The organism is Paraburkholderia azotifigens, from assembly GCF_007995085.1.
Classification (GTDB): Bacteria; Pseudomonadota; Gammaproteobacteria; order Burkholderiales; family Burkholderiaceae; genus Paraburkholderia; species Paraburkholderia azotifigens.
The window spans coordinates 2,594,125-2,619,145 of the sequence record NZ_VOQS01000001.1; the positions used below are offsets into that span (position 1 = coordinate 2,594,125).

The following is a 25,021-nucleotide window of genomic DNA, read 5'->3' on the forward strand; positions in this document are numbered from 1 at the left end:
GGGAGCCTTGCAGATGTCATTCGCAAAAGCGTCAACATTCGATGATGTTCACCGCCAGGCCGCCGCGCGACGTTTCCTTGTACTTGGTTTTCATGTCGGCGCCCGTTTCGCGCATCGTCTTGATGACGGAATCGAGCGATACGTAATGACTGCCGTCGCCGCGCAGCGCCATGCGCGCCGCGTTCACCGCCTTCACGGAAGCCATCGCGTTGCGCTCGATGCACGGAATCTGCACCATGCCGCCGACGGGATCGCACGTGAGGCCGAGGTTGTGCTCCATGCCGATTTCGGCGGCGTTCTCGACCTGCAGCGGCGTGCCGCCCATCACGGCCGCGAGCGCGCCCGCCGCCATCGAGCAAGCGACGCCCACTTCGCCCTGGCAGCCCACTTCCGCGCCCGAGATCGACGCATTCAGCTTGTACAGAATGCCGATCGCGGCGGCCGTCATCAGGAAGTCGAGCACGCCTTGCTGGGTCGCGTGCGGCATGAAGCGCGTGTAGTAATGCAGCACGGCGGGAATGATGCCCGCTGCGCCGTTGGTCGGCGCCGTGACCACGCGGCCGCCCGCCGCGTTTTCTTCATTGACGGCAATCGCATACAGATTGATCCAGTCGACCATCGACAGCGGATCCTGCAACGCGCGCTCCGGATTGCCCGTCAACGCGCGATACAGCTGCGGCGCGCGGCGCTTCACCTGGAACGGGCCGGGCAGATTGCCGTCCGCATCCGGATTGTTGATGCCGCAGCCACGCGTGACACACGATTGCATCACGTCCCAGATCTTCAGCAGCCCGCGCGCGTCTCTTCGTCGGTGTGCCAGGCGCGTTCGTTGTCCCACATCAGCTGCGCGATGCTCTTGCCCGTGTTCTTGCACATCTCCATCAGCTCGGCGCCCGTGCGGAACGGATGCGGCAACTGTTCGACGGCGGCAAGCACCTTCGTATTCGGTGCGCCCGCCGTCACGACGAACCCGCCGCCCACCGACAGATACGTCGCTTCGCGCAGCGCCTCGCCGTTCGCATCGAAGGCACGCAGCTTGAGGCCATTCGGATGCTCGGGCAGCGCCTGCCGATAAAACGAAATGTGTTCTTTCTGCACGAACGGAATAACGTGCGTGCCGAGCAGCGCCAGCGTGCGCGACGTGTGCACCTGGTCGAGGCGCGCTGCGATCGTCTCGGGATCGACGGTGTCGGGTGCGTCGCCCAGCAGTCCGAGCATCACGCCGCGATCGGTGCCGTGGCCTTTGCCCGTCGCGCCGAGCGATCCGTACAGATCGACTTTCACCGATGCCGTATTCTCGAGCAGCCCATCGCGCTCGAGCGCTTGAGCGAACATCAGCGCTGCGCGCATGGGGCCGACGGTGTGCGAGCTCGACGGACCAATGCCGATTTTGAAGAGATCGAATACGCTGACTGCCATCACTGCTCCTGCAAACTTGAATTTCGTCGATGCTGCACTGCGTGGGTAACGCGGCAGCGGAGTGCGCCGGGTAAGGCGCGGAACAACCCGAGCGCCACGGCGCTCGATGCCCGACGCGTGATCAACGCGCCGGCAAAGGCAGACACACGGCGAGCCACGCGGGCGGCGTCGGTGCCAGTTTCAGCGCAACGGGCGTGTAGCGGCCGTCGAGCCGTGCGGCGAGGTGATACAACTCGGCCGCGTTCTTCGGATCCCACTGTCCACTATAGCCAGGCAAACCGGCTTCGCGGCGTTTGGCATCGAACGGCACGCTCGAATGCACGAATTCTTCGTGCGTTTTCGCGCCCGTCGCATATGGCGTCAGCCAGTTCAATGCGGCGGCGAGCGTCGCGCCGCCCGGCGCGCGCTCGTTGAGCCAGTTGCGGTTGTGGCGGCGCGCCGCGAGCGCGGCTGTCACGAGCGGCTGCAGATCGTACGTCACGTAGTGCAGCGCATCGCGTTCGCTGAAATCGACAGTCGTGCCGTCGGGCGCGATGTTGTCGTTGACATGCTCGACGTACAGACGCTGCGCCGCTTCGATCATCTTGCGGTTATCGAGCGTGAACGCCGCCATCGCGATCAGCTTCACGCGATGACTCTGCCAGTTGTTGCGGAATGTGCCCGTGAGCGGCCGCTTTTGCGCATCGATCTGCGCGATGTAGCCGTTCGCGAGTTTCGTCAGAAACGCCATCGTCGCGTTGCGGGTCTTCACGGGCAGCGCGCTCGCCGTCATGTCGTACGCGAGGATCAACCCTTCGAACGGCGTTTCGTCGATGGGGTTGAACGACGGTTCGTAAGTCGTGACCCACGCGTACAGCAGCCGGTCGACGAGCTTCAGATAACGGTCGTCGCTGGTCGCGCGCCATGCGAGCGCGGCGTCGCGCAACAGGTCGAGATCTTTTTCCGCGTCCTTGCTGTCGTCGTAAATGCCTTCGTGCGGCAGCGTGCCTTCCGTATGCAACCGGCGCACCGCATGCGCCGGCTCGCTCAGATGCGCCTGCACGTTGCTCACCAATGCCCTGACGCCGGGATCGGCGTTGGTGCGTTCGCTGGTTTGCAGCGCGGGCGCGGCGCAGAGATTCATCGCGGCATGGGCGGATTGCGCGCAGAACGCGACGGCCGCCATCAACAGCGCGGCCAGCGGAAAAGCGGGAGAGGGGTGTTGCGGCGCACGCGTACGGTGTGTCGGGGGTTGCATCATTCGCACCTGTCGCACCATGCGAAACTCCTTCGTTGGGCTGATTCGGTGTGAGATGGTAACGGTTTGACGCGCCGAGCAACAGGACCGCGGGCAGAACCGCGCGCGGCTCTCGCTCGAGCTGCGCGCGGTTCGCACTACTTCAGCACTTCGGCCTTACTCGTAATCGGCCACGGGCACGCACGAGCAGAACAGGTTGCGGTCGCCATACACGTTGTCCGCGCGGCCGACGGGCGGCCAGTACTTCTTCGCGACCAGCGTCGGCAGCGGATACGCCGCCGTTTCACGCGCATAGCCATGCTTCCACTCGTTCGCGACGACGACGGCCGCCGTGTGCGGCGCGTGCTTCAGCGGATTGTCTTCGCGATCGCTGCGGCCTTCCTCGACGTCGCGAATCTCGTTGCGGATCGCGATCATCGCTTCGATGAAACGATCCAGCTCTTCCTTCGATTCGGATTCGGTCGGCTCGACCATCAGCGTGCCCGGCACCGGGAAACTCATCGTCGGCGCGTGGAAGCCGTAGTCCATCAGGCGTTTCGCGACATCGTCGACGGAGATGCCGCTCGTTTCCTTGATGGGACGCAGATCGAGAATGCACTCGTGCGCGACGAGTCCGCCCGGGCCCGAGTACAGCACCGGGTAATGCGGTGCGAGCTTGTTCGCGACGTAGTTCGCGTTGAGGATCGCGGTTTCCGTCGCGGCCGTCAGGTTCTTCGCGCCCATCATCGCGATATACATCCACGAGATCGGCAGGATCGACGCCGAGCCGTACGGCGCACCGGAGACGGCGCCGATGCCGTTCGCGTCGCGCTCGTAACCCGTCGAGGTTTGATTGGGCAGGAATTTCGCCAGATGCGCGCCGACAGCGACAGGGCCGACGCCCGGTCCGCCGCCGCCGTGCGGAATGCAGAACGTCTTGTGCAGGTTCAGGTGCGAGACGTCGCCGCCGAACTGGCCGGGCGCCGCGAGACCGACCATCGCGTTCATGTTCGCGCCGTCCACGTACACCTGGCCGCCGTGCGCGTGCACGATCTCGCAGACTTCGCGGACGTTCTGCTCGAACACGCCGTGCGTCGACGGATACGTGATCATGATCGCCGCGAGCTTGTCCGAGTGCTGCTCGGCCTTCTTCTTCAGGTCTTCGAGATCGATGTTGCCTTGCGCATCGCACGCGACGACGACGACCTGCATGCCCGCCATCTGCGCCGACGCCGGGTTCGTCCCGTGCGCCGAAGCGGGAATCAGGCAGACATTGCGATGACCTTCGCCGCGCGACTCGTGATACGCGTGAATGATCAAGAGACCCGCGTACTCGCCTTGCGAGCCCGCGTTCGGTTGCAGCGAAACAGCGGCGTAGCCCGTTGCGGCGACCAGCATCTGTTCGAGCTGATCGATCATTTCGCGGTAGCCGACGGTTTGTTCGGCGGGCGCGAACGGGTGAATCTGGCCGAACTCGGGCCACGTGACGGGCAGCATTTCCGACGTCGCGTTCAGCTTCATCGTGCACGAGCCGAGGGGAATCATCGAGCGGTCGAGCGCGAGATCCTTGTCCGACAGGCTGCGCAGATAGCGCAGCATTTCCGTTTCCGAATGATGACGGTTGAACACGTGATGCGTCAGATACGCGCTTTCGCGTTCGAGCGTCGCGGGGAACGTGTTCGACTGGCCGAGCTTCGCATCGAGTTCGTCGATTTGCGGCACGGCGTCGACGAACGCAGCCTGCGCGAAAGCGGCGAGCAGATCGGCGAGATCGGCACGCGTCGTGGTTTCGTCGAGCGAAATGCCAACGCGCGTGTCGCTCACACGGCGCAGGTTGATGCGTCGTGCGGTGGCGGCGTCGTGCAGCGCTTGCGTACGCGGGCCCGTTTCGAACGTGAGCGTGTCGAAGAACGATTCGTTGACGAGCGTGTAGCCCAGTTGCTTCGCGCCTTCCGCGAGCAGCGCGGCGATGCGGTTCACGCGCTGCGCGATCGTCTTGAGGCCGCGCGGGCCGTGATAGACGGCATACATGCTGGCCATGATCGCGAGGAGCGCCTGCGCGGTACACACGTTCGACGTCGCCTTTTCACGGCGGATGTGCTGCTCGCGCGTTTGCAGCGCGAGACGCAGCGCAGAATTGCCTTGCGCATCGACGGTCACGCCGACGAGACGTCCCGGCATCTGGCGCTTGAACTCGTCGCGCACGGCGAGATACGCAGCGTGCGGGCCGCCGAAGCCGACGGGCACGCCGAAGCGCTGCGAGTTGCCGACTGCGACGTCTGCGCCCCATTCGCCCGGCGGCGTGAGCACGGTCAGCGCCAGCAGATCGGCGGCCGCGACCACGTGGCCGCCCGCTGCGTGGATTGCATCAGCGAGTGCGCGGTAGTCGCGCACGTCGCCGTTCACGCCCGGATATTGCAGCAGCACACCGAACGCATTCGACGTCGCGGCTTGCGCGGCCGGGCCGACTTTCACTTCGATGCCGACGGGCGTCGCGCGCGTCTTCACGACTTCGATGGTTTGCGGCAGCACGTCGTCTGCCACATAGAAAATGTTCGACTTCGGCTTGCCGACGCGTTGCAGCAGCGTCATCGCTTCGGCGGCGGCCGTCGCTTCGTCGAGCAGCGAAGCATTCGAGATCGCGAGGCCCGTCAGGTCGACGATCATCTGCTGATAGTTCAGCAGCGCTTCCAGACGGCCTTGCGAGATTTCCGGCTGATACGGCGTGTACGCCGTGTACCACGCCGGATTTTCGAGCACGTTGCGCAGGATCACCGTCGGCGTGTGCGCGTTGTAGTAGCCCTGACCGATGTACGAGCGGAACACCTGGTTCTTGTCCGCGAGTTCGCGCAGCGCGGCGAGCGCTTCGGCTTCGCTCTTCGGCTGGCCGAAGGGGCCGAGCGGCAGCGCGTCCTGGCGGCGGATCGACTTCGGAATCACCGCGTCCATCAACGCGGCGCGCGATGCGAAACCGAGGGCTTCGAGCATCGACTGCTGATCGGCGCCATCCGGGCCGATATGCCGTTCAGCGAAGGCGTCGTGCACTTCGAGCGCGGCGAGCGAGAGGGGAGTGCGGTTCATCAGACGATCCGGGTGTTCGAGCTTCATTGAGTGTTCCTGCCGGCGCGGCGCTCCACTTCGAAGGCGCCGCGCCCATCGTGAGTAAGTGACTTATTCGCCGATCGATTTGCCGTATGCGGCGGCGTCCATCAGGCGTTCCTGCGATGCGCCCGCAGCCGGCTTGATCTTGAACAGCCAGTTGTCGTACGGCGCGCTGTTGACGGCGTCGGGCGTATCGGCGACGTTCTGGTTGGCTTCGATGATCTCGCCCGAAACAGGGGCGTAAATATCCGAAGCGGCCTTCACCGATTCGATGACGGCGACGGTGTCGCCTGCCGACACGGTCTGGTTCAGTTGCTGCACTTCGAAGAAGACGATGTCGCCGAGCGCTTCCTGCGCGTGGTCGGTGATGCCGACCGTCAGCGTGCCGTCTGCTTCCGTGCGGACCCATTCGTGCGATTCGGTGTATTTCAGATCGGCCGGGATGCTCATCGGATGCTCCTATGCGGTAATTCGGTTGATTTAAATGGTGGGACGCACGCGACGCTTCGTGTCCGTCTGGTGTCTGTCCGGTGTCTGTCTCGTGACGTTCATCGTGTGACCGATCAGCCGACGAGCACTTTGCCGTTGCGCACGAATGGCAGTTTAACCACGCTGGCGGGAAGTGCCTTGTCACGTATCTGGACGTGCACCACGTCGCCCGGCTGCACGCCCTTCGGCACGCGCGCAAAGGCGATCGATTCCTGCATGGTCGGCGAGAACGTGCCGCTCGTGATTTCGCCGTCGCCCTGCGGCGTCGCGACTTTCTGATGCGCGCGCAGCACGCCTGCCGCCTTGCCGTTGTCCTTGTGCAGGATCAGGCCGACGAACGACTGCTGCGAACCGTCCGCTTCGAGCTTCGCGCGGCCGATGAAATCGCGCGGCGCGGACAGGTCGACCGTCCAGGCGAGACCGGCGTCGAGCGGCGACACGCCGTCGTCCATGTCCTGGCCGTACAGGTTCATGCCTGCTTCGAGACGCAGCGTGTCGCGTGCGCCGAGGCCGGCGGGGCGCACGCCCTGTGCCTGCAGTGCGTTCCATAGCGCTTCGACGTGAGCGGCGGGAACGATGATTTCGAAGCCGTCTTCGCCCGTGTAGCCGGTGCGCGCGACGGTCAGCTCGCCGAACGGCGTATCGGCGACGCGCGCCGCGTTGAAGGGCTTGAGCGCTTCGCTGGCGGCGCGTGCATGGGGCACGGTGGCCCAGACTTTTTCACGCGCGTTCGGGCCTTGCACGGCGACGATCGCGTAGTCGCGGCGCGGCTGGATGGTGAGGCCGAAGCCTTCTTCGTCGTTGAGCCTGTTGAACCACGCGACGTCTTTCTCGGCCGTGCCCGCATTCACGACGACGCGGAAATGGTCTTCGCCGAAGTAATAGACGATCAGATCGTCGATCACGCCGCCTTGCGGATTCAGAAGACAGGAGTAGAGCGCCTTGCCCGGCGTCTGCAGCTTGCCGACGTTGTTGGCCAGCGCGCGCTCGAAGAAAGCGCGCACGCGCTCGCCCGTAAAGTCCACGACGCACATGTGGGACACGTCGAACATGCCGGCGTCCGTACGCACGGCGCGATGCTCTTCGATCTGCGAGCCGTAGTTGACGGGCATGTCCCAGCCGCCGAAATCGACCATGCGGGCATTGAGCGCGCGGTGCGTGGCGTGGAGCGGGGTGTGTTTGAGTTCGGTCATCGGGGCCTCGGGCATCGCTAAACAGGAAAGGCCATGCGGCGAAACCCCTCGCGATCCCATTTCGGGCCAACGAGCGATAACTGCATGCCCCCTCTGTCCTCGATACCTGAGAGATTGCGCCGCCGTCAGCGAGTGCTGGCGGACGAGGCGCGCGCCCCTTCGGTGGGCAGCCTGCGCGTGCATTCGTGCACGTGCGCTACTGCCGCTCTCCAGAGTGCGAAAAACGGGCGCTCGATCGAACGAGGTCATGATGACCGGAAGAAGAGCGGGTTTTTCGACGCGTTCGGTCCTTTTGCCTGAGAGTTTGCGGGTGTGCCCCTTCGGCGGCGCTGCGTGCTGTGCACTACGGACGACAGCAAACGGCGCGCTCTCCCGACGCGTGCGGCGAATGTACGCGAGGCCCGGAGGCTTGTCAAATCGGGGCGGCGGGCATCCGTTGGGCGCGCCGCGCGCGGCTTTGCGGTCAAAAAAAGCGTGCGTCGATCGAGCGAACTGGTGCCGGATTTATCAGCTGATTGGGCAATTGCATTGCGCGCATGCCGCCGATACTTGCAACACGGCGAAATGCGGCCGTCGCATATCCACTCAAAAACCCGATTCCAGCCGATGGTCAACGCGCATATCTATCAGATCTTCTATTCGGACCAGACCCGCAGCACGCTGGACAAAGGCTTCATTCCGCTCGACAACGTCGGTCAGCGGCCGGACTGGCGCGAATACTGGCCGATCCGCAACTTCCTGCTCAACAACACACTGGACGACGCGGCGTTCTACGGCTTCCTGTCGCCGAAGTTCGCGGCCAAAACCAATCTGGAAGCGAGCGACGTCCATGCGTTCCTCGCCACGGTGCCGGAATCGACGGATATCGTGTCGTTCTCGCCGTTTTTCGATGCAGGCGCGCTGTTTACGAACGTATTCCTACAAGGCGCGCAGGGACATCCGAACGCGTGGGGACCGTTCGAGGAAGTGGTGCGCCTGATCAAGCCGGATGTCGAACTGAGCACGCTGATCATGGATTCGTCGAACAGCGTGTATTGCAACTACTTCGTCGCGAAACCGCGCTTCTGGCGGCATTGGCTTAGACTCGCGGAGACCATCTTCGCGATCGCCGAGGCGAACGGCACGCCGCTCGCCTTCGCGCTCAATGGAGCCGCGCGTCACGCGCAGGGCGATACGCCCGTCAAGACATTCCTGATCGAGCGGCTGGTTTCGCTGATCCTCGCGACGGAAAAGCACTGGCAGTTCGCATCGTTCAATCCGCTGCAGTTGCCGCTCGTCTATCCGGGCGCTGCGCAGGCCGCGCAGGAACTCGTGATGCTCGACGCGCTGAAGCGCGCCGCTGTCGGCAGCGGCCGCGCCGAGTACATGACCGTGTGGTCGCAGTTGCGCGAGCGCGTCGTCGCGTCGATGACGGCGCCGCGTTAGCGGTTGATGGCCGCCGACGCCGTATCCAGTTCCTGATTCAGCACGCGCTGTTCGTCGCCCGTCAGGCCGCCGCCGTGCTGCGCGGCCATGTCGCGCGATTCCTGGCGGATCGTGTCGAGTCGGCGATGCAACGCGGCACCTTCGGGCGGCGGATAGTGGCCCTGATTCACGCGGGCGTCGATGTGGCGTCCCATGTTGTCGATACGGCCATCGACCTGTTCGAGGCGCTGCACGGCCATTTCATGCGGACTGGACGCGGGACGCGATTCGGCGATCTGCTTTGACGGTGAGACCACGCACGCGGCCAGCGACGAAACCAGCGCACAACAGCCAAGCGCGCGAACGATACGTTGCATAGATGTTTTCCTTTTGACGGGCAATGTTCCGACAGGCAACCAACGGACGACGGGCGGCCCGCGATGACATCGCGCGGGCCCGGCCCGCGACCGCCGGTTGCGAATGGGATCGGCGGTGGACAACGTTTCGCGCCCCGCCGAACCCGATGAAGGTGCATTGAAAGCTGGAGCGAAAACCAGCCGGGATCAACACGAAGACGGAATCTTATCCGCTCGTCACGCGCCGCGCCTGAACGGCAAACGCACGCCTTCCTTCTCGCTGCGATTCGCCAGTTCGATGATCGCCATCACATCGACGGCGTCCTGCGTGCTGATCGGGAACGGTGCGCCGTCGTGAATCGACGCCGCCAGCGCGCGATAGAAGTCCACATACGCGCCGTCGCGTGTCGGCAGTTCGCGCTGCACTTCCTGTTCACCTTCCAGTACGCGCAGCGTGCCCGCCTCGTTGCCGCCGCCGAAACCGGCATCGCCCGGACGCAAGCCCGCTTTCAGCTGGTCTTCCTGTGTATCCAGACCGTATTTCACGTAGCTCCCGCGTGTGCCGTGAATCGTGTAGCGCGGCGCGACCAGCGCCGTCAGCGCGCTCGCGTGCAGCACGACTTCGTGAGTCGCGTAACCCAGCAGCAGATGCACGTAGTCGGGCGCGCTCGCGTTGTCGCGATACGCCTTCACCGTCGCATAGACCGTTTCGGGCGCGCCGAACAGCGTCAGCGCCTGATCGATCAGATGCGGCCCGAGGTCGAACAGCAGGCCGCCGCCGCGCGACGCCTCTTCGCGCCAGCGCTGCCGGATGCCCGGCCGAAAGCGGTCGAAATGCGATTCGAAATGCGTGAGGCGGCCCAGCTCGCCGCTCGCAATCAGATCGCGCACGGTCATGAAATCGCCGTCCCAGCGGCGGTTGTGGAACGGCGCGAACAACAGGCTTTTGCTTTGCGCGAGATCGGCGAGCGTGCGCGCATCGGCGGCCGACAGCGTGACGGGCTTGTCGACGACGACGTGCTTGCCCGCTTCGAGCGTGCGGCGCGCGAGGTCGAAGTGCGTGTCGTTGGGTGTCGCGATCACGACGCATTCGATCTCCGGCAGCGCGAGCAGCGCGTCGATATCGGCGACGATCTCCGCATCCGGATAATCGGCGCGTGCCTTGTCCGGCTGTCCCGTGGCGATCGCCGCGACGCTGGCGCGTCCGCAGTGCGCGATCACCGGCGCATGAAAGGTGGCACCGGCAAAGCCGTAGCCCATCAAGCCAATTTTCAGCGATGAAGACATGCGTGTTCCCTGCAAAAGCGGCGCGCCGCAGGGGCGGCGCGCAACGCTGCAATTGTGGCATGGCCGCGCTGCGCTCCGTGGCGCACCCGCTGGCGCGCGCCGGGATTTACATTGGCCGGACAGCATAAGCCGGGGCATCGGCGAGGGCATTCGTGTTAACATCGCGGCTCTCACGCGAACGGCAAAAAGCGCATGGAATCAATTGCGTGGCGCACCGGCGCGCATGGGCGGACAGTTCGGCGAGTGCCGCGCCGCCGCCCGCCGCGCTGCGCCGCCCGCGCCGTTTCGCTGCATGTTCTCGGGCCGTTCCTCGTGCATCGCGCCCTCAATCGATTACTCATCCACACACGATGTCCGCAGGCCTGAATTCCGCCCAAAGCGAAGCGGTGCGCTATCTCGACGGTCCCTGCCTCGTGCTCGCGGGCGCGGGCAGCGGCAAGACGCGCGTGATCACGCAGAAGATCGCGCACCTGATCGAAAACAAAGGCTTCGAGCCGCGCCATATCGCCGCCGTCACCTTCACGAACAAAGCCGCAGCCGAAATGCGCGAGCGCGTCGGCAAGCTGCTCGAAGGCAAGACGCTCACGGCGCCCGGCAAGGAAGGCCGCAAGGTGCCCGTCAACCAGCTGACGGTGTGCACGTTCCACTCGCTCGGCGTGCAGATTCTGCGTCAGGAAGCGGAGCACGTCGGTCTGAAGCCGCAGTTCTCGATCATGGATTCCGACGACTGCTTCGGCATGATCCAGGAACAGGTCGGCTCGACGGATAAGGGCTTCATCCGCAAGATCCAGACGATCATTTCGCTCTGGAAGAACGGCCTGATCATGCCGGACGAGGCGATGCGGATTGCGTCGAACGAAGACGAGCATCAGGCGGCCATCGTCTACCGCAACTATGTCGCAACGCTGCACGCCTACCAGGCCGTCGATTTCGACGATCTGATCCGCCTGCCCGCCGAGCTTTTCAAGCAGAACGAGCAGGTGCGAGACCGCTGGCAGAACAAGCTGCGCTATCTGCTGATCGACGAGTATCAGGACACCAACGCGTGCCAGTACGAACTGGTGAAGCTGCTGGCAGGCCCGCGCGCCGCATTCACGGCTGTGGGCGACGACGATCAGGCGATCTACGGCTGGCGCGGCGCGACGCTCGAAAACCTCGCGCAGCTGAGCAAGGATTTTCCGAAGCTGCACGTGATCAAGCTCGAGCAGAACTATCGCTCGACGGTGCGCATTCTCACGGCTGCGAACAACGTGATCGCGAACAACCCGAAACTGTTCGAGAAAAAGCTGTGGTCCGAGCACGGCATGGGCGACTCGATCACCGTCACCGGCTGCAACGACGAAGAGCACGAGGCGGAGTCGGTCGTATTCCGGCTGTCGGCGCACAAGTTCGAGCGGCGCGCGCAGTTCCGCGATTACGCGATCCTGTATCGCGGCAATTTCCAGGCGCGCATCTTCGAACAGGTGCTGCGCCGCGAGCGGATTCCGTACGTGCTGTCGGGCGGTCAGTCGTTTTTCGACAAGGCCGAGATCAAGGACATCTGCGCGTATCTGCGCCTGATCGCGAACGCGGACGACGATCCTGCGTTCATCCGCGCGATCACGACGCCGCGTCGCGGCGTCGGCAATACGACGCTCGAAGCGCTGGGCGCGTTCGCGGGACAGGCGAAGGTGTCGCTGTTCGAGGCGGTGTATATGGGCGGCATCGAGGCGCGGCTGTCGGCGCGCCAGGTCGAGCCGCTGCGCGTATTCTGCGATTTCATGCAGCGGCTTCGGGATCGTGCGGACAAGGATGCGGCAACCTCCGTACTGAATGACATGATGGAGGCGATCCACTACGAAGCCTACCTGTACGACGCATTCGACGAACGCCAGGCTCAGGCGAAATGGCAGAACGTGCTTGAATTTCTCGAATGGCTCAAGCGCAAGGGCACGAAGCCTGAGCCGGAAGCGGGCACTGAACAGACGGGCTACGACAACGCCGACGGTCTTGCCGATACCGGCAAAAATCTGCTCGGATTGATTCAGACCGTCGCGCTGATGTCGATGCTCGAAGGCAAGGATGAAGATCCCGATGCCGTGCGGCTGTCCACGGTGCACGCGTCGAAGGGACTCGAATACCCGCACGTGTTCCTGGTCGGCGTCGAGGAAGGCATCATGCCGCATCGCGGCGGCTCTGAAGACGATGGCCCGATCGACGACGAACGCATCGAGGAAGAGCGTCGGCTGATGTACGTCGCGATCACGCGTGCGCAGCGCAGCCTGCATCTGAACTGGTGCAAGAAGCGCAAGCGGGCGCGCGAGACCGTGGTGTGCGAGCCGTCGCGCTTTATCCCCGAAATGGGACTCGACGAAGCGCCGCCGCCGACGACTGAAGAAGCGCCGATGTCGCCGAAGGATCGGCTCGCGAGTCTGAAGGCGCTGTTGCAGAAGGCTTGATGCGCTTACGTTGCGTAACGCATAAAAAATCCCCGCTTCAAAGCGGGGATTTTTTTGGCGCTGCCGGACGATGCGCGCTGCTTATTTTGCCGCGCTGATCATGTAATCGACGGCGGCCTTCACGTCGGCGTCCGGTGCGTTCGATCCGCCCTTCGGCGGCATCGCGCCCTTGCCGTGCAGCGCGTAGTTGTAGATCGTGTCGATCGGGTCTTTCAGGCGCGCCGCCCAGGCTTCCTTGTCGCCGAACTTCGGCGCGTTCAGCACGCCTGCCGCGTGACAGGCCTGGCAGACCTGCTGATACAGCGCCTTGCCTGCCTGCGATGCATCCGCGCTCTGCGTGGCGCCCGACGCGGGCGCTGCGCTTTGCGGCACGCTGGCCATGGCGGCCATTGCGGCGGCGGCTTGTGCGCCTGCTGCATCGGAAGCGCCAGCAGCGCCCGAGGCACCCGAAGCCGGTGCAGCCCCCGACGCTGCCTCGGCGCCCGACGCCGCAGCCGCGCCTGAAGCTGCCGCCGGACCCGCAGCCGGCTGACCCGGCACCGGCTTCGGCGGATCTTCGAATTTCGCGCCTGCGTTGTTCGCCATGTAGGCGACGGCGAGACCGATTTCGTAGTCGCTGTAGTCGTCCGGACTCGTGCCGCCGCGCGCGGGCATCGCGCCCTTGCCCGTCAGCGCGTTGTGCCACAGCGTATCGAAACCTTGCGCGATGCGCGGCGCCCAGTCACCCGTATTGGTGAATTTCGGCGCGCCTGCCGCGCCCGACGCATGACACGCGGAGCAAACCGCCTTGTAGACTTCCTCGCCCGTCTTGTAGACGCGCGGCGCGTTGGCGTCGCGAATTTCGACTTTGGCGAGCGGGGCGGTGCGGGCGTCGGTGGCGGCGTCGGACAAACCGTCGGTGCCCGCGCCCGTGCGGGTCGCGTTGTCGACGTAATAGGCCAGCAAAACGATGATGATGATGGGGACAGCAAAACCGGCGATGACTGCCGCAATCAGCTGTCCGGGGGTCTTGATCGGGGCTCCGTGTGGTGCTTCGCTCATGCTTGTCTCGTCTCCCGTGGGTATTGTGAGCGGTACAGCGCGACGGCAACAACCTTGTTCTTGATCAGCCACGAGCGATTATAGACGGAAGGTTTCGGCGTCGGCGAGCAGGCCCGGAAGGTGTTCAGTAGGCGTTTACGCGAACATTTTCAGACTTTGGGTCGTTTATGTTGCGTGGTGGATCGGGCGTTTAAGCCGATTGCGGAAGCGTCCGAGGGCGTGCAGCGCCTTGTATCGCGGGGTGCGCGGTGGACGGACAGCCCGAAACCGGGTATGCTCTCGGTCTCGCTTTGGCGCCGCATTTCGCATCAACCGTGTGATTTTGCAGCGCTTTTTGCCGAATCTTTGCCGCATGCGCCCGTAGCTCAATGGATAGAGTACTGCCCTCCGAAGGCAGGGGTTGCTGGTTCGATCCCAGCCGGGCGCGCCAAAAAATATCATAGATATCAGGTGCTTAGAGCGGATTGCAGCGGGGATAATCCGCTCCGTACGGAAACGCGGTTTCACATACCTCCCTTTTCCGTGCCGCACCGCTCGATATTCTGGCGGCGGCGCGCGCGCATGTTGTCGTCGCCCGCTGATCTGCCAAACCATCTAGACGCACGGGATTCCCCAACCGGTGACGTTGATTTTGCAACCCGCTGCAAATTGGCAATCAGCTTCTCCAGCGGAAACATCCGAGCTTGAGTCTCAGTCGCCTATCTCGTCTCGCATTCGCTGAAGTATCGCAGGGTCCATCAACGTCATTGGCTGTATCTCCAGCGCGCCCGCGAGCTTCTCAATGCTATCAATCGAAACATTCCTTTCTCCTCGCTCCACTGAGCTGACGTAGGTTCGACTCAGGTCGGCGCGCCCCGCTAGCTCTTCTTGCGACATATCTTTCACACGGCGAAGACCTCTGAGGTTAGCGGCAAAGACTTGTCTGAGGGATGGGGGTGGAGGCTTCTTCATCCCTTGAGAATCGCCTTCCTGTCATACCGCGTCCACGCACGTTGCGCTTCAAAATGAGCACTTTAGTCATTTTTAAATACAGACGTTACAATCCGTATCGCAACGGCTGCGCATGCATACGCAGCACCCGAACGACCGACAATAAATTAGATATGACGACCAAGATCATGAACGGAGTGCTCGTGGCCTGCTTACCACTGTGCTTGGTGCTGAGCGCGTGTGGAATGGGTGAACTTCCTCCAATTGACCTTTCGAAGTCCGACTACCTAGTTCGGTCCATCGCCGTATCTGAGCCGAAGCCCAGCCTATCGGGCTTCACATTCGAGAACAGCGCGCCGCCCCCGAACGACATTGAACGCAGCGCGTTCAAGACAGAGGCTATCCCGATTAAAGCGCACACGGCTGATACGGTCGCTAGCGATCTGGCAGCCTACGTCAACAACGCCACGACGCATTCATCACACAGCGACCAGCGCCTTATCGTGCGCCTTGTAACGGCTGACGCATACTTCCTCGAAACTGTCGCCGACCGTGCACCCATAGTTGCAATATTTGCTCTTGGTGGCGATCGGACGTACGTGATGCATGTCCGGGTCGAATTCGAAGTGGAGAAGGGCGGCAAGGTCGCGCGCACGTTGACGGTCGACGAGAAGTACACGCTGGCAGATGGAAAGGCGGGTGGCACACCGCAAATATCCGCATCGTATGAGCGCTTGATTGAACGCTACAGGGCGGAATTTTTCCGGAAGCTCGACTCAAGTCTGATCGCACGATACCTCGACTGACAGTTGATGCTTCGATGCGAAGCACCGGAAGTGCAAACGAGGGTGCGGTCGCGCTCATCAGTTGCTTTTCTTTCGTGAGAATCAGTTTCGCATCGGCGCTAACACGGATGTCCCGTCGAAGCGACTCAACCTGCTGCTCCAGCTCCGCACGCTCATGGTCCGGTGCTGGCTTCTTGTGGCGTTTCATGGATGCTGGGACCTCCGGACCGAGTAGCTGGTTCTTCCAGTTATATAACATCGGCCTGCTCACGCCAGCTTTCTTGGCAATCACGCGTGCGCTCTCCTCTCTGGTACACAGTTCGATGACTGCCGCCTGCCTGGCCTCCCGCGTTTCGGAACGCTGCCAGCCGCTCTGCCGACAATGCGTTTTCCAATACGGGGGGACAGCTCCTCGATCCAGACCGCAAACGTCCCGCGACTTGGATAACCCAAAGCCCTGAGGGTCGCAGCGGCGCACCGATCATGGCTCAGATAATGATCGACGGTTGCCTGTTTCTGTTCGGCCGAATACCTCTGCGTGGAACGAACATAATCGGTTCGTGAATCATGAGACTGTTCGTATTCACGATGCCAGGCTTTCAGGGAATTCTTCTCGCCCTGATGCGCTTACCCAACTTCAGATACAGCCGAACCACTTTAACGCGATCTTCGTACGAGTACATGCACTATCTCCAGGTAGTCTAGGATTTTGTCCGCACCCCAACTGAGGAAAGGTGAGTGCGTGTTGACAGGAAGTAAGCCTGGACTGAAGTTGCGGCGATTCTGCACGCGTGTCCGATCCTGCTGTTGCCGGCAAGTGAGCTTAGCGCTGCTCAGCGACCTTCAATCGGCCAAACAGACGCGGATTTCGGCGCTATTGCTGGTCTTGGCTGCTTTGCCCCCGGACGTGACGTTCGTCCGTATCTTTCAAAATGACGCCAAAAGCAAGCGCTGTTCGGATAATTGCCGGCCCTGCCCCGCCTTTAAGCTTCATGGCACGTAATGGTCGGCCTCAGGTGCGTCGGAGAGGTTTCTTTCATCGTGCCGACCAGTCGCTCAGTAGGTCAAACGAGGACAACTCCGTTTTCATGGCAACTGTCAGCATCCTGATCCCGGCGCGCAGAGCCGACTATCTTGGCCGCGCACTGATCAGCGCGCAACGCGAGACTTTCGAGGACATCGAAATTCTCGTCGGCGACGACACGCCCGACGCCTTGCTGGCGCCGATTGCCGCTGCCGCAGGCGATTCGCGCGTGCGTTACTTCCGCCACCGTCTGCTCGACGCACGACGCAACGCACAGGCGTTCCTCAACAAGGCCTGAACAAATCTTATCGTTATGAAAGCAGTCATCCTCGCAGGCGGATTGGGTACACGGATTTCCGAAGAAACCAATCTGCGCCCCAAGCCCATGATCGAGATCGGCGGCAAGCCGATGTTGTGGCACATCATGAAGGTCTACTCCAGCCACGGCATTCACGACTTTGTGATCTGCTGCGGCTACCGGGGTTACATGATTAAGGAGTACTTCGCCAACTATTTTTTGCATATGTCTGATGTCACTTTTGACATGGCCAACAACGCCATGCAAGTGCACCATCGTCATGCCGAACCTTGGCGAGTGACGCTGGTCGATACGGGCGAAGTCACGATGACCGGCGGACGCCTCAAGCGAGTACGCGACTACGTACAGGACGGCGATTTTTGCTTTACCTATGGTGACGGTATTGCTGACATCGACATTACCCAAGAAATTGCCTTTCACCAGCAACACGGCAAACTGGCAACCATCGCGGCCGTACAACCACCGGGGCGATATGGGGCATTGGCAATGGAAGGCGAGAGCGTGGCTGGTTTTCACGAAAAACCTCGCGGCGACGGTGGCCTTATCAACGGCGGCTTTTTTATCTTATCGCCGCGCTGCATCGACTACATTGAAAATGATGCCTCCAGTTGGGAAGGTGAGCCATTAACAAGGCTTGCCGCGGAAAGCGAACTGATGGCGTTCGAACATCAAGGATTCTGGCAGCCGATGGACACGCTGAGAGAAAAAAACATGCTAGAAGACTTGTGGGCATCAGGCAAAGCGCCGTGGAAAACATGGTCTTGAATGAGTCTTTCTGGTCTGGCCGCCGCGTTTTTTTAACCGGACATACCGGCTTTAAAGGCGGCTGGCTGGCGTTGTGGTTAAGCGAAATGGGAGCAGAGGTTCATGGCTATGCGCTAGCCGCCGCCACCACACCAAGTTTTTATGAAGTGACCAAGTTGGCTGACCGATTGGCCTGCAGCACGATTGCCGACATTCGTGATGCCCACGCATTGCGCCTTGCGTTGCAGGCGGCATCGCCCGATATTGTTTTGCACCTTGCCGCCCGGCCGCTCGTGCGCTATTCCTACGCAGAACCCGCTGAAACTTACGCAGTCAATGTAATGGGTGTGGTGAATCTCTTTGAGGCCGTGCGTCAAACGCCCACAGTTCGTGCGGTGCTGAATATCACGACCGACAAATGTTATGAGAATCGGGAGAAAAACGAACCCTACGCAGAGGACGAAGCACTAGGCGGATACGACCCATATTCAAGCAGCAAAGCCTGTTCAGAACTCGTGACATCCGCTTATCGCCGGTCTTTTTTTGCGGCGCAAAATATCGCATTAGCTAGCGCTCGCGCTGGCAATGTCATCGGTGGCGGCGACTGGTCGACCGATCGTCTTGTGCCAGATTTTTTGCGCGCCATTGATGCCGGTAAGCCGCTTGTCGTTCGTTACCCTCACGCCGTTCGCCCGTGGCAGCATGTGCTCGAACCCTTATCGGGCTACCTGCAACTGGCGGAAAAGCTCTATACCGAAAACAACGCGTATGCCGAGGCTTGGAATTTTGGTTCGGAAGACGCAGATGCTCGCTCGGTCGAATGGATTGCAGATCGTCTCTGCGCCCTCGTTCCCGGCACTAACTGGCACCAAGAAAAAGCGCCGCAACAGCACGAGGCCGGGATTCTCAAACTGAATAGCAACAAAGCCAAACAACGTCTGAATTGGCATCCACGCTGGACGCTTGATGAAGCGTTGGTGCATACCGTTGACTGGCATTTGGCTTGGCGCGAGGGCGCGGATATGCAAGTACGTTCTCTGATGCAAATTGGCCAATACACGGCGGCTCAGCAGGCAACGCAGGAGTGATAGTGGATATATTCGATCTCAAAATCCATGGGGTAAAAAAAATCGTGCTTGCCCCGCGCCGTGATTCTCGTGGTTATTTTATGAGAACCTATGACGCAGGCGTATTTGAACGAGCGGGCTTGCGCAAAAACTGGGTTCAAGAAAACCAATCCGGCACACTCAAGAAAAACACCGTTCGCGGCCTACATTTCCAGAAAGCACCCTTTACCGAAGCCAAGTTGGTTCGCGTGCTGGTCGGCGCCTTGCTTGACGTATTTGTCGACTGCCGCCCCAATTCGCCCACGTTTCGAATGCACGACAAAATTGTCTTGAACGGCGACGAACCTGCTTGGCTTTTTCTTCCCAAAGGAATCGCGCATGGGTTTTGCTCCTTATCGGATGGCGCGGTCTTGAGTTACAAGGTGGACCAGCCCTATTCAGCGGAGAACGATTCGGGAATTTTGTGGAATGATCCGGAATTGAAAATAGACTGGCCGACCACAGTACCCGCCGAGATTTCCGACAAAGACAGGCATCTCCCCACATTTTCCCAGCAGCGGGATATTTTCAACAATTTTGAATGTTAGTAGAGAGCAATGACATGAATCCTATTCAGCAATTCAAGGACGAGAGAGCCGGTGATATTAAGCGCATGGCGGCTGATGAAGACCTAAAAAAAGCGTCGCTCGACTGGATGGTCGCTTCCGATAAATATAAATATTCATACAACTACACATGGCTGGGTCGCCCAATCATCAAGTACCCAAGCGACATCGTGGCCACTCAAGAGATTATTTGGGCGGTCAAACCCGATTTAATTATTGAAACCGGCATCGCGCATGGCGGAAGCCTGATGTTGTCGGCATCCATGCTTGAGATAAATGGCGGCGATGGCTTGGTGCTGGGCATTGACATCGACATTCGCGAGCACAATCGTAAAGAAATCCTCAATCATCCGATGGCAAAACGCATCCAAATGATTGAAGGCTCGTCCACATCCGCCGAGACGATGGCGCAAGTACGAGAAATCGCCGCTGGGCGTAGGCGAGTGATGGTCTTTCTCGATTCGCTGCACTCCCACGCTCACGTCGCGGCTGAACTTGACCTTTACGCGCCCTTAGTCAGTATCGGTTCTTACCTTGTGCTGCCCGATACTTTTATTGAGTATTTTCCGAAGGGCTATTACTCCGAAACCCGCCCGTGGGATGTAGGCAATAACCCAATGACGGCTATGCGAGATTTCTTGAATGGCAATAACGAATTTGAGATAGATCGGCAGCTCTGTGACAAGTTGATGATTACAGAGGCGTTCGATGGTTATTTGAAGCGCGTCCGGTAATCTGCTATGCGCATCTTGTTGACCGGTGCATCTGGACTAATTGGCTCTGCTGTCTATGCTAGTCGGAAAACACACGATTTTATTCGGTTAGGGCGAGATTTGTCCAAAGCCGATTACCTTTGTGATCTATCAAACTTGGAGAATTGCCAAAACTTCCCGGCTAATGATGCACTGGTGCATTGCGCTGGCGTTGTTGATGAAGATTTTGCCGATGGTGCCGTCAGCAATTTGACAAAAATCCTTGCTGGTGCCGAGGGACTTGCCCAACGTGCCAAGGAAGCGGGTGCCAAGATTGCCATTTATATTTCCAGCTCCCACGTCTATGGAAAACAAGAAGGCACGATAGACGAAAGTCGGCCACCCAATCCCTTGTCTTACTACGCAATAGCGCACTTCTGCACGGAGCAGATTTTCAGAAAAGTATTTTCAGGGGAAGATTGCCAGGTGGTCGTTTTGCGCCCCAATGCCGTATATGGGGCTTTGCCGGATCTGCGCCATTTTCGGCGATGGAGCTTGATCCCCTTTTCGTTTCCTCTCGAGGCATATAGGCATGGTCAAATCACGCTCCGTAGCAGTGGTGAGCAAAGGCGCAACTTTGTGAGTAGCCGCTCTATCGCCGAGACGATTTGCCGCATACTGGACGCCCCCTTCAAGATGCCAGCCATCATCAATGTGTTGGGGAACACAACCGAGTCTGTCTACCAATACGCCGAGCGTTCGGCGGACAGTCTTTTCAGAGTAAGCGGAGGGCATAGCGCAGTTGTGCGTCCTTCGGTCGATTCGCCAACAAAGAAGCCGAGCCCCTTTTGCTATGCCAGTCAGTTCTCGCAGGTTCAGGAAACCATCAGCCCGGATGAGCACCTCGATCAGCTTATGCTTCAATTTTCACAAAATTCTGACTGGCTAATGGGGCGGCCGTAATTTAAACGGATAAGGAAAAGCTTTTCCCATGAGTGAATATTCATACAACCAAGATGGCTTATCCACTACGCACAATACAGGGTGGCTGAGCGACCCGCGTTTTGCGACGGCTTATGCAGCGGGCGAAGCAACAGGTTCTTGGAGCGGTGCGGCTATTCATTGGCGTGTGCATGTTGCGTGCTGGTTCGCGGAACGCGCGATGCAGCGTGAAGGTGACTTGATCGAATGCGGTGTTAATCGCGGCGGCATCGCCCGCTCCATTCTTTCCTACTGCTCAGAGCAAATTAGCGCAAAGCGTTTTTATCTGCTTGACCCTTATGAAGGGATTCCGAATTCGGTCTTGTCTGAGCGGGAGCGCGCGCATTTTGAGCTTTTCAAAGATTACTACAGCGAATGCTATCAGGCGGTTGTCCAGACCTTCAAAGCGTTTCCCAACGTTTATCCGATACGCGGCCTTGTTCCCGAAACCTTTAACCAAGTCGAGTCAAAACAGTTCTGCTTTGTTCATATCGACATGAACAACGTAAAGTCTGAAATGGCTGCCGCAGAGTACCTTTGGCCGCTGATGGTTGATGGCGGTGTCATGCTACTTGATGATTATGGATGGCAGGCGTGCAGGGATCAGCGTGATGCTTTTGACGCGTTTGCTGCAAAGCGCGGATTGTCCGTGCTAAGCCTGCCCACCGGACAAGGCGTGTTGATGAAGTCGGAGGCCAAGAGCAATAGCATCAGTGTTCCGCATAATGGTCTGACGATTCATCCAACCGCATATGTCAGTGAAAATGCGGTGATTCAGCCTTCGGTAAAGGGCTCGTTGTTTACCATCGGCGCGCACACGCAAATCTATGACTTCGTGGTCATCAAGGCCGTTGGTGGCTCAGGCGACATAAAAATCGGGGAGCATTGCTACATCAATCCCCATTGCACGCTTTTCTCAGGCAACGGCATCACGCTCGGCAATTACGTGTTGATCGCGCCGGGCTGCACTATCGCCCCGACTAATCATGCTTTTTTGTCCCGGCAGGAGGTCATGCGGCATCAAGGATTCATGCCCAGCAAAGGGGGCGTGGTGATTGAGGATGATGTGTGGATTGGCGCCAACTCGACTATTCTTGATGGCGCGCATATCGGGCAAGGTGCCGTCATCGCGGCAGGCAGCGTGGTCAGGGGTGAGGTAGGGTCGTTCGAGATATGGGGCGGTGTGCCAGCGCGTTTGATTGGTCAGCGGCCAAAAGATGTGGAATTGGATGTGAAGTTGACAGACCAAGAGAACAAGAAACCGTTGGTGACGGTGCTGATTCCCACCTTCAACCGCGCGGAGATGATGAAAGCCGCCGTAGGCTCGGTATTGACCCAAACCTTCACAGATTGGCAACTGATCGTCTCGGACAACGCCTCTACCGACCATACCCGCGAAGTCATGGCTGAATTGATCGCGCAGGATAGCCGCATTCAGTATTTTCGCCATGATGAAAACATCGGGATGCTGGGCAACTGGGAATCGCTCATCAAGCGCATTGACACAAAATACTTTGTGGTCCTGACTGACGATGACCTTTTGCTCCCTGGGTTTTTCGCAACAATACTACCTCATCTTGAGAACGACCCCGAATTGGGCATGTGTTTTGGCACAACCGCTATTCTGGATGCCGATGGCAGACATCTGGGTAACGCGCCTGCGGCGATAAAACCGGGGCGTTACAGCGTGGGAGAAGGGGCGGTGGAAATGACGTATCGACAACATCCCGCTTCAAACGGCGCGTTAACGCGAACCGCTGCATTTCTTGGCGTTGGCGGGTTCGATGTGAGGGCGCAATATGTGGCGGATTTGGATTTCATGGTGCGCGTCGCTGCTTGTTGTCCTGTGATGTATGTCGATCATTATGTTGCCTGCCATATTCAACATGCGAACAATGCATTCGCTAATGCTACTGCTTGGTATCCTGGCTTAACGGTGTTGCTTGAAAATTTGCAGTCCATGAAAGGCCTATCCAGGCAGCACCTAGAGGGCATTACCAACAATCTTCAGGCGCAAGCTGGCCGCCGTTGACACGTAAAAATCATGCGTATTTTTTGCCTTTGTCATTTGCCACCCGTTTTCCCGCTCCCCAAAGACACATGCTTTATCGGCATGGGTAATTATCGGGATTTTCCAGCGGGCTACCATGTGAGCGAAATCGCTGATGAACTGGATGCCCTGCATCCTTTTCTTGCTGGCGCGTCAGGCGCGTTCGCTATTGCGCGAATACTCAAAAGAAACAATGTTTCAGATGGTCGTGTCTGCCTCATGCTGCATCGGAAATTTATCGCTCCCCAGTCGTTTGGAAACCCGGCTCCCAATTATCCCGGCATGTTTGTGTTGAATGCCGATGCCGCAGCGCGGATTGACTTTACAGCGCTTATGGCCACCATCCAGACACCGTATCTGCTTGCCCAACCGTTTAGAGTAGGCAATCTATATCGGCAATTTGCCTCTGCGCACAAAATTCCTGATCTTTTGCGTTATGTGGCGATTGCGGTGGAGCTTGGTGTATTGACGGCGGAGGAGTCGTCTTTGTTTTTCTCAGACGACATTCTGATCCCCTGTGGTGTCGAATGCGGGATTTTCCCAACCGATGTTTTTCTGACGATCATCGACAAACTGGAGCGGGTTTGCGTCACATTTCTGCGCTCACATATGCCCAGCTCGTTTGACTCTTACAATCGTCGCGCGCTCGATTTTTGTAATGAAAGACTGGGGAGCTTTTTTCTCAAGCAGGTATTGTCAAGTTCAATGCAAGAAGTTCCTGCGCAATATTTTGGCTACATGCACACCGTTGGCGACACGCAGGAATATGTTCCGGGCGGCATGCCGGTCAAGTCAACCCAACATAAACCCTACGGCAATATGGGGAAATCCGACCACGAATCCGTTGCTACCTCTGCTGATGCGTGGGACGAACAGGCATATCTAGCAGGCAATCCGGACATTGCCAAAGCGATTGTCGCAGGTCAGATTAAATCTGGGTATCAGCACTACGTGACTTATGGTCGCAAGGAAGGACGACCAATCAATGTGAAACCCCATAATGGCGATTGACTGTAAAACCCCCTTAATCATGCGCATGTTCATCCGGTGCTCGGGCATGCTCTCTCCGGCCAAAGCCGGCGAGCATAGCCCGCGTGGTTGATGTCATGCGCAACGCCAATCCTGCCTTCCAGTCCGCTCGGTCACGTTCCCGAAATGCCCGGTCACGTTGCCGAAATCGCCGGTCACGATCCCGAAACGGCCGGTCACGTTCGTCCGAAATACGCACCAATTTCGTTGTCTTTGACGAGCAAAGGATCAATGAGCGGATTATGGCTGCTGAGACTGGGTGTCGATTCCGCGATATGAGGGTAAAAGTGCCGCTTATTATTTGTTCGAGGGGCCGCCTCGGCCGGCTGTTCGGCCACCGTTTCGGCCGTAAGCGCGCAGCAAGTTTCGGAAATGACCTGTGAATCCTCGCTTTTTCGCTCAATTGCCCCGGGGCGGACGCTTTTAAGCTTTTGTCTACAGGCAACAGACCTGTGGGGCAGGCCGCGCTGTCGTGTTGCCTCGCCGCCCGACTATCGAATATCAAGGATTCGCTTCATGCCAACACAGTCAGCCTTCCGGTCCCGGTTTTCAAGCCGGAATATCTGGCGCGCGCTTATCAGCGCTTGCGCCCAGACTTACGCCGACATTGAGATCCAAGATCAACGTCGAAGCGCTGGAGTTTGGCGACGACCGTTTTGATCTAATCATCTGCAAGTGCCGGAGCATGTCGACGACCCGCGTGCCGCGTTGGCCGAATTCAGCGTTGTCTCGCCCAGGGTGGTCATCTGATCGCGCAAACGCCTTGCTCGCCGCTGCTCAAGTACACGTTCGAGCTGAACCGCCCCGCGTCCGTCCCGTTCGCCACGCGCTACTTCGGCCAGGACGATAA

The 25,021-nt window shown here is 59.7% G+C and carries 19 protein-coding genes, 1 tRNA gene, 2 pseudogenes and 2 riboswitches; of the genes and pseudogenes, 12 read left to right on the top strand and 10 right to left on the bottom strand.

The genetic code is table 11. The features are described 5' to 3' along the window. Nucleotides 1-31: 31 nt before the first annotated feature. The 5 genes and pseudogenes from FRZ40_RS11505 to gcvT form a co-directional block, all read right to left on the bottom strand. Nucleotides 32-1,419: pseudogene (locus FRZ40_RS11505) on the bottom strand (L-serine ammonia-lyase). A gap of 121 nt (nucleotides 1,420-1,540) precedes the next feature. Further along, a complete protein-coding gene (locus FRZ40_RS11510) occupies nucleotides 1,541-2,677 on the bottom strand; it encodes an alginate lyase family protein (protein WP_147234174.1) in 1,137 nt (378 codons plus the stop codon). 135 nt (nucleotides 2,678-2,812) lie between these two features. Next, complete coding sequence (gene gcvP / locus FRZ40_RS11515; protein WP_028364014.1) at nucleotides 2,813-5,743, bottom strand: aminomethyl-transferring glycine dehydrogenase; 2,931 nt, start codon at nucleotides 5,741-5,743, stop codon at nucleotides 2,813-2,815. Nucleotides 5,744-5,806: 63 nt separating this feature from the next. Then, complete coding sequence (gcvH, locus tag FRZ40_RS11520) at nucleotides 5,807-6,187, bottom strand: glycine cleavage system protein GcvH (protein ID WP_028364015.1); 381 nt, start codon at nucleotides 6,185-6,187, stop codon at nucleotides 5,807-5,809. Nucleotides 6,188-6,300: 113 nt separating this feature from the next. Continuing rightward, the gene (gcvT, locus tag FRZ40_RS11525; protein ID WP_028364016.1) at nucleotides 6,301-7,419 is read right to left on the bottom strand and encodes a glycine cleavage system aminomethyltransferase GcvT; all 1,119 of its coding nucleotides are present in this window, start codon (nucleotides 7,417-7,419) and stop codon (nucleotides 6,301-6,303) included. Nucleotides 7,420-7,502: 83 nt separating this feature from the next. Beyond that, nucleotides 7,503-7,642, bottom strand: a riboswitch (glycine riboswitch). A 51-nt stretch (nucleotides 7,643-7,693) separates the two neighbouring features. After that, nucleotides 7,694-7,803: riboswitch (glycine riboswitch) on the bottom strand. Between the two features lie 222 nt (nucleotides 7,804-8,025). Between gcvT and FRZ40_RS11530 the strand changes: the two genes are divergently transcribed. Further along, the gene (locus FRZ40_RS11530; protein WP_147234175.1) at nucleotides 8,026-8,844 is read left to right on the top strand and encodes a hypothetical protein; all 819 of its coding nucleotides are present in this window, start codon (nucleotides 8,026-8,028) and stop codon (nucleotides 8,842-8,844) included. Here the strand turns inward: FRZ40_RS11530 and FRZ40_RS11535 are convergent. Continuing rightward, nucleotides 8,841-9,200, bottom strand: coding sequence for a hypothetical protein (locus FRZ40_RS11535; RefSeq protein WP_028364018.1), 360 nt, complete (start codon nucleotides 9,198-9,200; stop codon nucleotides 8,841-8,843). The two genes, FRZ40_RS11530 and FRZ40_RS11535, sit on opposite strands and share 4 nt — an antisense overlap. A gap of 216 nt (nucleotides 9,201-9,416) precedes the next feature. Next, nucleotides 9,417-10,466: an oxidoreductase gene (locus tag FRZ40_RS11540; protein ID WP_147234176.1), complete on the bottom strand. Its 1,050-nt coding sequence runs from the start codon at nucleotides 10,464-10,466 to the stop codon at nucleotides 9,417-9,419. Between the two features lie 350 nt (nucleotides 10,467-10,816). On the opposite strand from FRZ40_RS11540, the gene FRZ40_RS11545 reads away from it, so the two are divergent. Next, a complete protein-coding gene (locus FRZ40_RS11545; protein WP_147234177.1) occupies nucleotides 10,817-12,904 on the top strand; it encodes a UvrD-helicase domain-containing protein in 2,088 nt (695 codons plus the stop codon). 81 nt (nucleotides 12,905-12,985) lie between these two features. On the opposite strand, the gene FRZ40_RS11550 is transcribed toward FRZ40_RS11545, so the two are convergent. Then, a complete protein-coding gene (locus tag FRZ40_RS11550; protein ID WP_028364021.1) occupies nucleotides 12,986-13,945 on the bottom strand; it encodes a c-type cytochrome in 960 nt (319 codons plus the stop codon). Between the two features lie 354 nt (nucleotides 13,946-14,299). On the opposite strand from FRZ40_RS11550, the gene FRZ40_RS11555 reads away from it, so the two are divergent. Further along, nucleotides 14,300-14,375, top strand: a tRNA-Arg gene (locus FRZ40_RS11555). 260 nt (nucleotides 14,376-14,635) lie between these two features. On the opposite strand, the gene FRZ40_RS11560 is transcribed toward FRZ40_RS11555, so the two are convergent. Next, the gene (locus FRZ40_RS11560) at nucleotides 14,636-14,896 is read right to left on the bottom strand and encodes a helix-turn-helix domain-containing protein (RefSeq protein WP_147234178.1); all 261 of its coding nucleotides are present in this window, start codon (nucleotides 14,894-14,896) and stop codon (nucleotides 14,636-14,638) included. A gap of 152 nt (nucleotides 14,897-15,048) precedes the next feature. On the opposite strand from FRZ40_RS11560, the gene FRZ40_RS44030 reads away from it, so the two are divergent. Then, nucleotides 15,049-15,681 carry a hypothetical protein gene (locus FRZ40_RS44030; protein ID WP_158646995.1) on the top strand — a complete coding sequence of 211 codons (633 nt, stop codon included), beginning with the start codon at nucleotides 15,049-15,051 and terminating at the stop codon, nucleotides 15,679-15,681. A gap of 55 nt (nucleotides 15,682-15,736) precedes the next feature. Here FRZ40_RS44030 and FRZ40_RS44370 read toward each other — a convergent pair. After that, nucleotides 15,737-16,343, bottom strand: a pseudogene (locus tag FRZ40_RS44370) (transposase); the annotation flags it as partial. Between the two features lie 405 nt (nucleotides 16,344-16,748). On the opposite strand from FRZ40_RS44370, the gene FRZ40_RS11570 reads away from it, so the two are divergent. From FRZ40_RS11570 to FRZ40_RS11605, 8 genes are read left to right on the top strand one after another with little or no spacing between them, the layout of a single operon-like run. Continuing rightward, nucleotides 16,749-16,982, top strand: coding sequence for a glycosyltransferase family 2 protein (locus tag FRZ40_RS11570; RefSeq protein ID WP_147234179.1), 234 nt, complete (start codon nucleotides 16,749-16,751; stop codon nucleotides 16,980-16,982). Nucleotides 16,983-16,997: 15 nt separating this feature from the next. After that, on the top strand, nucleotides 16,998-17,768 hold the full coding sequence (gene rfbF / locus FRZ40_RS11575) for a glucose-1-phosphate cytidylyltransferase (protein ID WP_147234180.1): 771 nt from the start codon (nucleotides 16,998-17,000) through the stop codon (nucleotides 17,766-17,768). Further along, nucleotides 17,759-18,835: a CDP-glucose 4,6-dehydratase gene (gene rfbG, locus FRZ40_RS11580; protein WP_147234813.1), complete on the top strand. Its 1,077-nt coding sequence runs from the start codon at nucleotides 17,759-17,761 to the stop codon at nucleotides 18,833-18,835. The genes rfbF and rfbG overlap by 10 nt, the downstream gene beginning before the upstream one ends. 2 nt (nucleotides 18,836-18,837) lie before the next feature. Continuing rightward, on the top strand, nucleotides 18,838-19,401 hold the full coding sequence (rfbC, locus tag FRZ40_RS11585) for a dTDP-4-dehydrorhamnose 3,5-epimerase (protein ID WP_147234181.1): 564 nt from the start codon (nucleotides 18,838-18,840) through the stop codon (nucleotides 19,399-19,401). Between the two features lie 14 nt (nucleotides 19,402-19,415). Continuing rightward, nucleotides 19,416-20,153: a cephalosporin hydroxylase family protein gene (locus tag FRZ40_RS11590; RefSeq protein ID WP_147234182.1), complete on the top strand. Its 738-nt coding sequence runs from the start codon at nucleotides 19,416-19,418 to the stop codon at nucleotides 20,151-20,153. Between the two features lie 6 nt (nucleotides 20,154-20,159). Then, nucleotides 20,160-21,074 carry an NAD-dependent epimerase/dehydratase family protein gene (locus FRZ40_RS11595; RefSeq protein WP_147234183.1) on the top strand — a complete coding sequence of 305 codons (915 nt, stop codon included), beginning with the start codon at nucleotides 20,160-20,162 and terminating at the stop codon, nucleotides 21,072-21,074. Between the two features lie 28 nt (nucleotides 21,075-21,102). Beyond that, nucleotides 21,103-23,124, top strand: a complete 2,022-nt coding sequence (locus FRZ40_RS11600) for a glycosyltransferase (protein ID WP_147234184.1) — start codon at nucleotides 21,103-21,105, stop codon at nucleotides 23,122-23,124. Between the two features lie 12 nt (nucleotides 23,125-23,136). After that, nucleotides 23,137-24,153 carry a hypothetical protein gene (locus tag FRZ40_RS11605; RefSeq protein ID WP_158646996.1) on the top strand — a complete coding sequence of 339 codons (1,017 nt, stop codon included), beginning with the start codon at nucleotides 23,137-23,139 and terminating at the stop codon, nucleotides 24,151-24,153. Nucleotides 24,154-25,021: the final 868 nt, after the last annotated feature.